General features: G+C 54.9%; 12 protein-coding genes and 1 pseudogene. 5 read left to right on the top strand and 8 right to left on the bottom strand.

The genetic code is table 11. The features are described 5' to 3' along the window. A pseudogene (locus AB8B76_RS05055) lies at positions 1–207 on the bottom strand (hypothetical protein); the annotation flags it as partial. Between the two features lie 224 nt (positions 208–431). Continuing rightward, a complete protein-coding gene (locus tag AB8B76_RS05060; RefSeq protein WP_405270886.1) occupies positions 432–872 on the bottom strand; it encodes a hypothetical protein in 441 nt (146 codons plus the stop codon). A 383-nt stretch (positions 873–1,255) separates the two neighbouring features. On the opposite strand from AB8B76_RS05060, the gene AB8B76_RS05065 reads away from it, so the two are divergent. Beyond that, positions 1,256–1,795, top strand: a complete 540-nt coding sequence (locus AB8B76_RS05065) for a peroxiredoxin (RefSeq protein WP_405270888.1) — start codon at positions 1,256–1,258, stop codon at positions 1,793–1,795. A gap of 79 nt (positions 1,796–1,874) precedes the next feature. Then, positions 1,875–3,239, top strand: coding sequence for an MATE family efflux transporter (locus AB8B76_RS05070; RefSeq protein ID WP_405270890.1), 1,365 nt, complete (start codon positions 1,875–1,877; stop codon positions 3,237–3,239). A gap of 40 nt (positions 3,240–3,279) precedes the next feature. Here the strand turns inward: AB8B76_RS05070 and AB8B76_RS05075 are convergent, their stop codons facing one another. From AB8B76_RS05075 to AB8B76_RS05085, 3 genes are all read right to left on the bottom strand, one after another. Then, positions 3,280–4,155: a lysophospholipid acyltransferase family protein gene (locus AB8B76_RS05075; protein ID WP_405270892.1), complete on the bottom strand. Its 876-nt coding sequence runs from the start codon at positions 4,153–4,155 to the stop codon at positions 3,280–3,282. 115 nt (positions 4,156–4,270) lie between these two features. Beyond that, complete coding sequence (locus AB8B76_RS05080; protein WP_405270894.1) at positions 4,271–4,840, bottom strand: NnrU family protein; 570 nt, start codon at positions 4,838–4,840, stop codon at positions 4,271–4,273. A gap of 138 nt (positions 4,841–4,978) precedes the next feature. Then, positions 4,979–5,800, bottom strand: coding sequence for a Cof-type HAD-IIB family hydrolase (locus AB8B76_RS05085; protein ID WP_405270896.1), 822 nt, complete (start codon positions 5,798–5,800; stop codon positions 4,979–4,981). 100 nt (positions 5,801–5,900) lie between these two features. On the opposite strand from AB8B76_RS05085, the gene AB8B76_RS05090 reads away from it, so the two are divergent. Then, complete coding sequence (locus tag AB8B76_RS05090) at positions 5,901–6,815, top strand: hydrogen peroxide-inducible genes activator (protein ID WP_405270897.1); 915 nt, start codon at positions 5,901–5,903, stop codon at positions 6,813–6,815. A 145-nt stretch (positions 6,816–6,960) separates the two neighbouring features. Here the strand turns inward: AB8B76_RS05090 and AB8B76_RS05095 are convergent, their stop codons facing one another. Together AB8B76_RS05095 and AB8B76_RS05100 are read right to left on the bottom strand one after the other, a co-directional pair. Next, on the bottom strand, positions 6,961–7,794 hold the full coding sequence (locus AB8B76_RS05095; RefSeq protein WP_405270899.1) for an ion transporter: 834 nt from the start codon (positions 7,792–7,794) through the stop codon (positions 6,961–6,963). Next, positions 7,791–8,462, bottom strand: a complete 672-nt coding sequence (locus tag AB8B76_RS05100; RefSeq protein ID WP_405270901.1) for an arylesterase — start codon at positions 8,460–8,462, stop codon at positions 7,791–7,793. The genes AB8B76_RS05095 and AB8B76_RS05100 overlap by 4 nt, the downstream gene beginning before the upstream one ends. Here AB8B76_RS05100 and AB8B76_RS05105 point away from each other — a divergent pair. Both AB8B76_RS05105 and AB8B76_RS05110 read left to right on the top strand, forming a co-directional pair. Then, a complete protein-coding gene (locus AB8B76_RS05105) occupies positions 8,461–9,144 on the top strand; it encodes an ABC transporter ATP-binding protein (protein ID WP_405270986.1) in 684 nt (227 codons plus the stop codon). The genes AB8B76_RS05100 and AB8B76_RS05105 overlap by 2 nt on opposite strands. Position 9,145: 1 nt before the next feature. Next, complete coding sequence (locus AB8B76_RS05110; protein ID WP_405270903.1) at positions 9,146–11,614, top strand: ABC transporter permease; 2,469 nt, start codon at positions 9,146–9,148, stop codon at positions 11,612–11,614. A 33-nt stretch (positions 11,615–11,647) separates the two neighbouring features. Here AB8B76_RS05110 and AB8B76_RS05115 read toward each other — a convergent pair whose 3' ends face one another. Beyond that, the gene (locus tag AB8B76_RS05115) at positions 11,648–12,271 is read right to left on the bottom strand and encodes a TetR/AcrR family transcriptional regulator (protein WP_405270905.1); all 624 of its coding nucleotides are present in this window, start codon (positions 12,269–12,271) and stop codon (positions 11,648–11,650) included. Positions 12,272–12,281 lie beyond the last annotated feature (10 nt).

The raw sequence follows: 12,281 nt of genomic DNA on the forward strand, positions 1-12,281 counted from the left end.
GCGATAGCCCTTAAGAAACTTGTCGTAGGAAATGTTGCCGGGAGCGATTTCCCGAAGATAGAAATTAATATCTTTGCTGGCTTGCTGACGGCCAATACCAAAGCAACGGGTTAGGTGCCCCGTCGTCAGACGGCCTTCCCACAAACTGATGATTTCGATGTAGCGGTATCTAAGGAGATGGTCCCAGCGATATGGCCACAGGTCCATTGGATGCTCCAGGCGCTGTAAGAAATGGTAATAGGGGCGCGCTTTGAAATTGCCTAGCTTTTACTGCTGTTGTATTGCTGTTGTACTGCTGTGGTACTTTAATCGAACTGCAGTATCGAGGTGATTCAAGGCGCAGAACTCGGCTCGCAGCGCAAGCTGTAGCCAGTGTAAAGAACCTGCGCCTTGAATGAGTGACCGCCGCCTAGCGCAGCGGTCGGAGCGACTTAGCTTTCGCCCATCTTCTTCATGGCGTCTTCAGCACCGGCTTCAGCGTCTTCCATCATGTCTTTAGCGCCGGCCTCTGCGTCATCCATCATGCCTTCGGCGGCATCGCTGGCGTCGTCCATCATATCGCCCGCTTTGTCGCTGGCAGCATCTGCCATATCGCCCATTTTTTCACCGGCGGCATCAGCCATTTCGCCGGCTGACTCCATAGCACCTTCTGCCGCATCGCCTACAGACTCCATGGCGTCGCTGGTCGCTTCAGCAGCGCTGTCGGCCATATCGCCAGCCTTGTCCATAGCACCTTCGGCCATTTCTGACGCTGACTCAGCCGCTTCTTCCGCGGTGCTCTTGGCCTTGTCCATATCTTCTTTACTGCAGCCGCCCAGCGTAAGGAGGAGGGCAGATGTGGCAACTACGCCAATAAGTGCTTTTGTTCGCATGACTATTCCTTTGTCTTGTGTCTGTATCGTGTATAAATCTATGTGTTTCTGAGTGAATCTACCCGGAGATTTGATTCGTTGTGTGCTGTCTGTGCTAATGATCCCATGCTCATAGATGGACCAGCCCGACAGCTTGCTACGCACTACCTCTACGCAAACCTGAAGTTAACGGCAAGAGCCCATAAGGTAAAGGGTTAATATCCCAGATTGTGAAGTGCGCAATACTCATAGTGGCCTCCTGTCGCGGCTGACTAAGGCTGCCAGAAAGTGATCTGAGGTCACATTCTCGCGTACAAAGGACTCACATTTTGATCGTCACATCTATGGGGCTATCGGTCGAGCGTAACCCAGGAAACCCTGTTTTTATCCCGGAGTAAGTTGTTATGCAAAATTTTGGAGCTTTTTCTCTTCGCGCGTTGTGCGTTTTGGTTCTCAGCGTTTCGTCCATGTTTGCGAAGGCTGAACTAAAAGTGGGCGATATGGCCCCAGACTTCACCCTCGAAGCCTCAGATGGCAAAACGTATCAGTTGGCTGATTTTCGCGGCAAGCAGGCAGTGGTTTTGGCATGGTTTCCTCGCGCATTTACCTCAGGCTGCACGGTGGAATGTAAGAGTCTGGCAGAGAACGGCGACAGCATCCGAAAGTTCGACGTAACTTACTTCATGGCGAGTACGGATCCGGTGGAGAAGAACGCTGAGTTCGCCGATGAAACCGAAGCAGACTTTCCGCTGTTAAGTGACCCTGATGGCGAGGTGGCCAAGGCCTATGAGGTTTTCACCAGGGGCTTCGCCCGTCGCTACACCTATTACATTGATGTTGATGGCGTGATTTCCCATATAGACACTGCGGTGAAGCCCAGCACTTCTGCGGAAGACATGATTGCCAACTTGGAGAAACTCGGGGTCTCCCAGCGAGAGTCCTGATCTCGTTCTGATTCATTCTTTGTTCACGGTATAAGCGCCTACAGGAGTAGACTACGCGCCCACCGAATGGCAGGGCGCTATGTGGTTCACTCGATCAACACTCAACAGGTTGTTTTTACTGGCACTGCCGATGGTGGTGTCGCAGGGTGCGCTCGCCCTAATGTCCTTCGCGGACCGTTTTTTTCTATCGCGAATTAGCCCCGTGCATGTAGCCGCCTCTCTCGGGGGTGGCGTATCTTTCTGGGTCTGTCTGTGTTTTTTTAACGGTATAGCCGCTTACGGCAACGCTATGGTTGCTCAGTATTTTGGCCGTCGAGACATGCGCAGCTGCCCCCGCGTTGTAACTCAGGGCATCATTCTTTGTGTACTAGCCATGCCCCTGCTGCTGCTGATGGCATGGCCGATGCTGTCGATGTTCGAGTGGATGGGCCACGCGCCCGAGCTCGTTGCGCTCGAAAAGCCGTATTTTCTGACCTTCATCATGGGTAGCTTTTTCTTTCTCATTAAGACCGTGTTGGCTTCCTATTTTTCTGGAGTAGCTCGACCTCGGGTGGTTATGATCGCGGATCTAATTGGCGTCTTTTTGAACATCCCGTTGAGCTATGTACTCATCTTTGGACGCTTTGGTCTTCCTGAGATGGGGATAATCGGTGCTGCCCTGGGGACCGTGATCGCGTGCATCCTTTCCATAGCGATTTATCTGTTGTTTTACTTCAATCCCATTCATGCGCGGCGCTTCCACATTCGGAAGTCGTTTATCTATTCGCCGGGAATTATGCGTCGCTATCTACGCCTTGGCTTACCCTCAGGGTTTGAGGTACTCATTGGTATGGGCACCTTCAACGTGTTTTTACTGTTGTTTCAGTCCTACGGAGTGGCCGAAGGGGCTGCTATGGCAATCGTGTTTAATTGGGACATGCTGTCGTTCGTGCCGCTCATGGGACTGAATATCGCGCTAATGAGCATGGTAGGCCGCACCGTTGGCGCTGGTGATATGTCAAAGACCAACGAGGTGATTGCCTCGGGGTTTGTGATCGCTGTGACCTACTCTGGCCTTATGGGGCTGATGTTCGTGATATGGCGAGAGCCCTTGCTAGAAATTTTTGCCACGCCCGGGCAAGACTTCTCGCCAATTCTGGCAGTGGGTGCTCCGATGATGATCGGTCTGGCGACCTACGCAGTGGCCGATGCTTTGATTCTGGTATGCAGCGGTGTCCTGCGCGGTGCGGGGGATACGCGCTGGCTGTTGATAGCCTCAGTGATCGTTCACGTACTCACGCTTATCGTGCAGGTATTTGTGATTGTTGTTTGGGAGCTCGGACCATTGGTGAGCTGGTGGGTTTTTGTAAGCATGCTGATTACCAATGCTCTGCTGTATCTCTGGCGTGTATTGGGCACTCGTTGGCGGAACCCGGAACGCCTTGCAAAGGTGATGGCTGAGTAGCTAGTCATTAATCTGCCGAAGCTACATCAGCACGAACTCTCTAAACGTTGGCTAGTCGTCTAAGAATGCCCAGGGTGTGTCTGGACTGCTCTCGACGTAAAAGCATATCGGCAATTTCCTGATCAATGCGTTCGGCAACGGTCGAACGCCATGCCCTTAGTTGCTTCACACTTGGCGCCCGTTTTGTCGGTGGCGGCAGGGTTAGAGGCTCACCAAAGCTAAGATAGCTTGCCTGAGGTCTCGGTAGAGGGGTTCCGAGAGCGCCGCGGAGCAAGGGCGGAATCGCATCGGGTCGCATGTTGTCCGACCAGAATCCGTATTGCTTTAAGAGCTTGACGACTTGCTCGCTATCAAGAAGATACTCGTAGAACTCATCAGGACCCACGAGGCCAAAGGGCACGATCGTATACCCGAACTCTGCGGCCAGACGAATAAAACCAAGGCGTTCTTTCCATTGCAGCTGGTAACGATCCCGGCTGGGTTTTACTGCCTCATGGGCGCCGCCGGGGAAAACCAGGATGTCCTGATCGTGGGCCATCAGAGCCCGGGCAACATCTGGGTGCCCCATGGTAGCGCCGCGGCGCAGCAGCGTCTTTGCAACGCCAGGTTGAGAGAAGAGAAACTTGTCTCCCATGGGGCGCAAAAACCGTCCGTATTCTTCCAGCAGCACAGGGAGAATGACGAAGCCATCCAGCCCAAAGAGTGCATGATTTCCAATAAACAGGCAGGGGCGGTCGGGCAGGCGATCGGTGTTGTGAAGCTCGGGGCGAAACCAAAACTTGGACAAACGGTAAATCAGTTTCTCTTCGAGACCCGAAGGAGGACTGGTCGCGAGGGCGCGATTGATATGCTCCCGTAAAGCTTCGGCCTCAGACAGCGGATTACTGTCGCGAGAAAGTGGCGTCTTAACAGCCATGAGAGAGTTCCTAAAACGATGAATGCGGCTATACGCGAGTTGGAGAAGCGGTGTAGAACTAAGAGCTATGCAGGCGCGACATTATATCGCGCATTAGGGCTATCTGTTTAGATTTCTAGAAACTGGCGATCGCGGGAACGCCTGCCAGCCAAGGGTGCGCCCAAACAATGAGCGCAACAACGCCCAGAGTGATCGCGACAGTAATTAGCTCTGATATCAAGCCCGGCGCCGTGGGTTTTTCCGGGGCGGGATCCCGGCGATTAATCAGCAGAATCTCCAGAACAGCCCAAAGTCCCATCCCTCCAAACAGCAGTAAAGAGCGAGAGTCACCGTTGAGCAGTAAATGCGCTACTGCCCAAACCAGCACGCCGCTTAACTGGGGGTGACGAACAACACGCTTGATTGCGGATGGTCGATTGGAAACTACAAACAAGTAAAGTGCCAGAACCACCAAGCCGGTAGCGGCTCCTCGAATACTAGAGGGTGTTGTGTACAGCCAGGTGCTCTCGCTACCTCGCCAGCCCAGAACGATCAGAACCATACCCGCGATAGTGAAAACGGTAATCAAAGACTTTACCCCGTTCTCACCCATACTTTCCCTGGCAGCGCTCACCTTGGTTGGTGCAAGGCTTAAAAAGAGATGAGTTCCGGTAAAAAGTAAAATACCTGCGACCAGTAAAACCATAGCGTTGATTTCCCGTTGGGCACCTAATACGGAATGCCGAGTCTATCAAGAACAGAGGGATAAATCGCACAGGCTTGGTCATCAGCTGTGGTCATCAAGAGCAGGAGACAGGTGACCCCTCGCATCCGGAGTGACTAATCAGAGATCAAAACGTTCTCTTAGGAAGCGGGCGATGCCATCTGCATCGTGATGTCCGATAACCGCAGTGGCGGCGGCCTTAATACTGTCTTTTGCGTTTTCCGGCGCGTAAGCCTCGTCTGCGGTTTCGAACATACTCAAATCGTTATCGCTGTCGCCAAAGCAAATGACGCGACTAAAGCCCAGCTCCTGTTTCAGGGACTCAACCGCGCCGCCTTTACTCCCCGAATGGTGATGAATATCGATCCAGTTGAGCCTGCGATCTTCAATGGCTATCCCCATGTAGGCGACTAGCTGTTCTTCGTCCTGAATCATCTCGGCGACCGCATTGATGGCCGTGTCGGGACCTATAGCGCTGATATTTGTGATGTCAGCATCGGCGGGTAACTCAGCTATCGGGCGCACGGGTAGATTCCGTTCCCGCTCAAAACTCTTGACCAGTTTGTACTCTGCTTTTTGTCTTAACGGAGGGTGGTAGGCCGCGTGCTTGTTACCGGGCTCGAGAGTGAAAAAGAACGGTGTTACGTCTCTCTCGGTGAAGGCATCCGCGACATGTCCGATTTCGTCCAGCGTTAAAACATGGCTTGTACTGTAGCTGCCAAGCTCGGGGTTCCAGATCATTACGCCATTCTTGTATATCTGTGGCAGCAAAAATCCGTGGTCGTCCAAGATATCTATGGCGCCGTGCAGGGCGCGCCCCGTAGCCACGGTATAAGCGATACCCCGAGCGGTGAGTCGTCGGAGGGTTTCCCGTGTATAGGCTGATATCTTCGACGACTTGTTGAGAAGGGTGCCGTCGAGGTCAAAAACGATTAGATCCATGGGTTGATTATAGCGGCATTCGTAGAGGATTAACCGTCAATGGGCATCCATTTTCGGCGAACTCTGCTATCTTTTGGGTTCTGGTACCAAAGCAGAATTCATGAGTAGACATCCCACCATCAAGCAGCTTCGCTATCTGTGCTCCGTTGTCGAGCACGGGCATTTTGGTCGCGCTGCCAAGGCCTGCCACGTGTCTCAATCCACGCTGAGCGCGGGAATTCTCGAACTCGAGGAGGTCCTGGGAGCGTCTCTATTGGAGCGCAACAACCGCAGTCTCGTGCTGACCGGTTTGGGTGAGGAGGTAGTTGAACGAGCCAGGGGCCTGCTGTTGGATGTTGAGGATCTCGTAGCGCTCTGTCAGGCGTCCGCGGAACCCCTGAGTGGACGTTTGCGCCTTGGAGTCATACCGACGATTGCTCCGTTTTTACTACCGGGTTTGCTGAAGGCTCTGCGCAGTGACTACCCGGAGTTCACACCTTTTATTCGCGAGGATTTGACCGAACCCCTTATCGAAGCGCTACACCGCGGTGAACTCGATTTACTCCTGCTCGCGCTGCCGGTGGCGGCGGAGGGCGTGGAAAGTATGCATCTGTTTGACGATCCGTTTTACCTTGCTTCTCCCCTGGATCATCCCTTGGCAGCTCAAAGCGATCTCGATACCGGCAGTCTCCAGGGACAGGAATTGTTGTTGCTCGAGGATGGCCACTGCCTGCGCGATCACGCCCTTGAGGCCTGCAAGCTGCGAGGTAGTGAATACAAGGTGCCGTATCAGGCGACGAGCCTTACTACGGTGGTGCAGATGGTTGCCAGTGGCATTGGAGTCACCTTGGTGCCGGGGATGGCGGTCACGGCTGGAGCGCTCGCGAGCCCTGATGTAATGATAACGCCCTTTGCCGACCCAGAGGTTAAGCGTGATATTGGATTGATGTGGCGGAAGAAAACGCCGCGACAAACGGAGTTTCGTTTACTGGGCAGCTACATCGTCGAACGGCTATCGCAGAAACCGGCTGGATAGTTAGCCGCGGAGTTCTTTTTGGAGCTCCTCTTAGCACTCGTTTTAGTGCTCGTTTTAGTACTCCTTTTAGAACTCTATCGATATAGAAAGACGTCTAGCATTGCAAATGCCTTCGCTGATCTTGGCTTCTGTCTAAACCTTGCGGTTAATCGTCGCTGTCCGTTCGAAGGGAGCTGCCACAGTGGCGACAGTAGCGAGCGTCTTCTTCATGTCCTGCCCGAGAGCACTGAGGGCAGTTGAGTGGGGTGCGGTCGCGCTGACGTTTTTCCAGAATGTTGGCAGTGAATATCCCGGTTGGCACCGCGATGATGGCATAACCTACCAGCATGGCCATGGACGATATAGCGCGTCCTGCAGGCGTGACCGGCACTACATCGCCGTAGCCAACGGTGGTTACGGTTACGATCGCCCAGTAAACACTCACGGGTATGTTTTCAAAGCCATTGTTTGGTCCTTCCAATACGTAAATCAGGCAGCCAAACACGACAATGATGGTCATCACGATGGAGAAAAATACAAAAATTTGTCGCCAGGAGCTGCGCATCACCCCCGCAATCTGGTTAGCCTCGTGGAGATAGCCCACCAAGCGAAGCACTCTGAATACGCGTAGCACTCTCAACAGCCGGATGATCAGCAAGGGCGCCGTCTGAGGCACCAGGATCGCCAGATAGCTCGGCAAAATCGCCAGGAAGTCGATGATTCCGTAGAAGCTGAACAGATAGGCTCGACGGTTTCGCGCAATCCAGATACGCACAAGGTACTCAATCGTGAAAAGGAGTGTAAAACCCCACTCAATCCGTTGGAGTAGTTCTCCGTGGTCTCGATGAACATCTGCCAGAGAATCAAGGATGATGACTCCCACGCTGATGAGAATGGCAAATATGAGTACGAGGTCGAACCACTTTCCCGACGGAGTGTCTGTGCCAAAAATTATCTTGTAGAGCCGCGCCTGAAGCGCAGTCTGTTCTCGTTGGCTCATGAGGATGTGTGCTGCCCCAGAAGTTCTTCAATCACCGGCTGGAGAATCCGCGTGATCATCGGCTGCGCTTCTACCGTCGGGTGGATGCCGTCGTCCTGCATCAGCGCTGGATCCGTTGCAATGCCTTCGAGGAGAAAAGGCCCCAGAGTTGAATCGGTGTTGCTCGCTGCGCGCTGAAAGCTTTCACGAAAGGAGCGGGTATAGCGCGGTCCATAATTCGGTGGTATCTCCATGGGCAGGAGAAGAACGTCAGCGCCGACTTGTGCAGCCAGTTCAGCCATCTCCGTGAGATTAGCCTCCAGTTTCTGGGTTGGGTATCCGCGTAAGCCATCGTTGCCTCCAAGCTCAATGACCACCAGATCAGGGCGGTGCTCTTCCAGCAGGTCAGGCAGGCGACGCAGGCCCCCCGCGGAGGTATCCCCACTGATACTGGCGTTAATCACTTGACTGTCATCCCATGTTTCCTTCAATTGTCGCTCCAGAAGGGCAGCCCATCCCTGTTCAAGGGACATGCCGTAGGCCGCGCTGATACTATCGCCTAATACCAGCACTCTCGGACTTCCGGGCTCCTCGACAGGCACGCTCGTCGAATCGCTCGCGTTAGCAGGCCAGCTTGCGGGTATCAGTGCCAATCCAAGCAGCAAGCCCACGCGTAAAGCGTGCAACATAGGAGCACAAATGATAACTGCAGAAAATCTTGGCAAGCGGGTACCCATGGCAGAGGGGGAGCTTGCGATACTGAAAGGGATTAACCTCGAAATCAAGTCGGGGGAGAGCGTAGCCATTATCGGCGCCTCGGGTTCCGGAAAATCGACACTACTCGGCTTGTTGGCTGGATTGGACACCGCGACCGATGGCCATGTGCGCATCGACGGCACGGACTTACAGGCGCTCAGTGAGGACGGCAGAGCGGCATTGCGTGGGCGCGATGTCGGCTTCGTATTTCAGTCGTTTCAGTTACTCCCTGCGTTGACGGCACTGGAAAACGTAATGCTTCCCCTGGAGTTAAAGGGAGATCGTAGTGCCAGCGAGCGCGCGGCAGAGTTTCTCGAGCGTGTCGGGCTTGCCGATCGACGGGATCACTACCCCAGACAACTGTCGGGAGGCGAGCAACAGCGCGTTGCCATCGCCAGGGCTTTTGCGGGATCCCCTAGAATTCTTTTCGCTGATGAACCGACCGGCAACCTTGATCGAGCCACGGGTGAGCGCATAACCGATCTATTGTTTGGGCTCAATAAGGAAGAGGGTACTACGCTGGTTCTGGTGACCCACGACTTGCAGCTGTCCAAGCGCTGTGCTCGCCAACTGCAAATGGACAGCGGTGAACTTCATGAAGTAGAGACCGCTTGATATGACGTTACTGCTTCGGATGCTTGTCCGCGATTGGCGCGGCGGCGAGTTAGGTGTTCTTTTAGGCGCGCTTGTGCTGGCCGTGACCATGATCTCGGGAATCAGTGGATTCGCGGCGGCCCTCAAATCGGCACTGCGCCAAGAGAGCCATAGCTTTCTTGCCGCCGATCTTGTGGTGCGCGACGCGCGGCCACTGCCTGCTGACTGGCTTGATGAGGCGTCGGCGCGGGGCATGGACTCAGCGCAAACGCTCAATTTTACTTCGATGCTCTACGGTGGCGATGACGGAATGGTCCTCGCGTCGGTCAAGGCTGTGAGCGAAGCCTACCCCTTGCGGGGCGCTTTGAGACTCAGCGACACACCCTATGGCGATTTACGAGAGCATCGCGGTGCACCGCCCCGAGGCTCGGTATGGATCGAACCGAGGCTTTTCGCGCTACTGGAGCTGAAAGTTGGCGACAGCGTGGGGATTGGTGAAGCCGAATTCATAGTGGCTGCCGCGATTCGCGGAGAGCCGGATCGGGCCGGCGGATTTTTGGGAGTCGGTCCCAGAGTGATGCTTAACAGCGCTGATATTCCGGCGACGCAAGTCGTTCAGCCCGGAAGTCGAGTGAGCTATCGCCACCTTTACGCCGGCGAGCCAGAGGCAGCGGAAGCCTTCGGGCTTTGGTTGGAAGAGGCAATCGAACCCGGACAAAGACTACAAAGCGTGGAAACCTCCCAGCCTGCGGTGGGTCGTGCCCTTGCTCGTGCAGAACGGTTTTTACTCCTGGCTGGCAGTCTTGCGGTTATCTTAGCCAGCGTGGCGGTGGGGCTTGCCGCGCGGCGTTACGCGGAGAGACATCAAAACTACGTGGCTCTGCTCAAAAGTTTGGGGGCAGACTCCACTCGGGTCAAACGTCTCTACGCAGCTACGCTCGCATTGAGTTGGTTGATTTCTTTACTCCTGGGATGGCTCCTTGCCTGGGTGCTTCAGGTCGCGGCTTTGCAGTCTTTCGCCGAGCAACTGACGGTGATGCCGTCACTTGTTCAGCCAAGACCGTATTTTATAGGCGCTGTTACGGCGCTGGTTTGCGTTGGCGTATTTGCCTGGCCTTCTCTGGGTAGACTCACGGATATCAGCCCTCTGCGTGTACTACGCAGCGATATGCCGCTACACGACACCCGCGAGCCGAGAGACTACGTGTTGGGCTTGCTTGCTGTGGTTTTGTTGATGTGGTGGTACAGCGCAGATCTGCAGCTGACGCTCATCGTGTTGAGTGGACTTGTAGCCGTGACTGTTGTGGGCGGACTGGTGGCTCTATCACTGCTTCGCGGGGGCCGAGCTCTGGGCATGCAGGCTGGCAGTGTTTGGCGTCTCGCGCTGGCGAGTTTGCAGCGTCACGGCCTGGGGAATGCGCTGCAGCTCGTAGTGTTTGCCGTGGCAATAATGTTGCTGCTTCTGTTGGGGCTTCTGCGAACCTCGTTATTGGAGGGATGGCAGCAGCAGTTACCCGCGGGCGCTCCCAATCACTTTTTGCTCAACCTGGCGCCCGATGAGCTAGGTTCCGTAAGTACTTTGCTTGACGATCGTCAGGTAGAGCGGGAGCGACTCTACCCAATGCTGCGTGGGCGATTGATGGGTGTCGCAGGTGAGGCTCTGCCCATAGAGCCCGAGGAAGAAGATGCTCCCTCCCAGCGCGAAGTAAATTTCACGTGGTCTGCTGAGCTCCCCGATGGCAATGAACTTGTTGAGGGTGACTGGTGGCAATCCGGAGAACTTGCGGCGGTGTCCGTTGAGGCGGAGTTTGCCCAGCGTTACGGAATGGCTTTAGGCGATCAGGTAGACATTCGTATCGGTGCTGCTGAATTTACGGTCACTGTAACCAGCCTGCGGTCCCTGGATTGGGAGTCCTTCAAGCCCAACTTTTTCATGGTGTTCCCGCCTGGTCTCCTCGAGAGTTACCCCGTGACGTATATGACGAGCTTTTACTTGCCGCCTGAACAAAAATCGCTGCTCAACGATCTGTTACGACAGCACCCTACGGCGACGGTGCTGGAGATCGATGCAATCATGGCCCAGCTAAGGAGCACCTTGGGGCAGGTATCTGCTGCGATTGAGCTGGTATTGGGTCTTGTTCTGTTGGCGGGGATTTTAGTACTCATTGCCGGCGTACAGGCCACCTCTGATTCTCGTTTACGGGAGAGCGCCTTGCTAAGAGCTCTCGGGGCAGGGCGCGCACATATTCTGGGTGGTGTTGCGATCGAGTTTCTAACCCTGGGTGTGATGTCAGGGTTGCTGGCTATCACCGCAGCGGAAGGAGCATTCTGGGCTTTACAACGATTTGTACTGGAACTGCCTTACACGCCAACGCCGGCTTTGTGGTTTCCAACGCTGGCAGGCGCTGCGGCATTGATCGGTGGACTGGGTTTGTGGAACTGCAGGCGTGTGGTGTCGGTGGCTCCTGCCGAGGTGCTGCGTGATGCCTGATGGTCGTCGTACCGCTGCGGAATCTATCTGGCGCTAGTTGTCTCGTCGACGTATCCCGTTTATGAAAGCGTTCACAGCGACATCGATCTGCCGCAACAGGTCGATGTGCTTGCTGTATAAGCCTGGAGTGTCCACGCGCAGGGTGGCCACACCGTGGATACCGGCCCAGGAAGCATTCGCAAGATAGATTACATCTTGCTCTTCAAACTCGCCGTTGTGCATTCCGTGCTGCAAGATCGACTGCACCAGAAGCAGCGTTTCTCTACTAACACCCCGTAATTCGGGGTAATCAGCGCTGGGCTGTACCAGCGGCCCAAACATCAACTTGAATATCTGCTCCTGTGTCTCAGCGAAATCGACATAAGCCCGTGCGACCAGCCTCAGTTGTTGTGAGGCGCTATCGCCCCCCGCATCGCGTGCGCTTCCCAGTAGATCGAGAAGCTCTCGATACCCTCGGGTAGCGATCGCGGCGAGCAAGGCTTCCTTACCGCTGAAATGTCGGTAGGGGGCTGTCTGAGAAACGCCAAGAGCACGTGCCACGGCCCGCAGACTGAGTTGCTCTGCGGGAGTGTGACGGAGCTGCTCGACGGCTTCTTCGAGTAACTCCGCACGCAGGTTTCCGTGGTGGTAGGCCCGTTGGCTGGCGGCTTGAGTCATAGGTGAGCGA

Source organism: Congregibacter sp. (genome assembly GCF_045107095.1).
Taxonomy (GTDB): Bacteria; Pseudomonadota; Gammaproteobacteria; order Pseudomonadales; family Halieaceae; genus Congregibacter.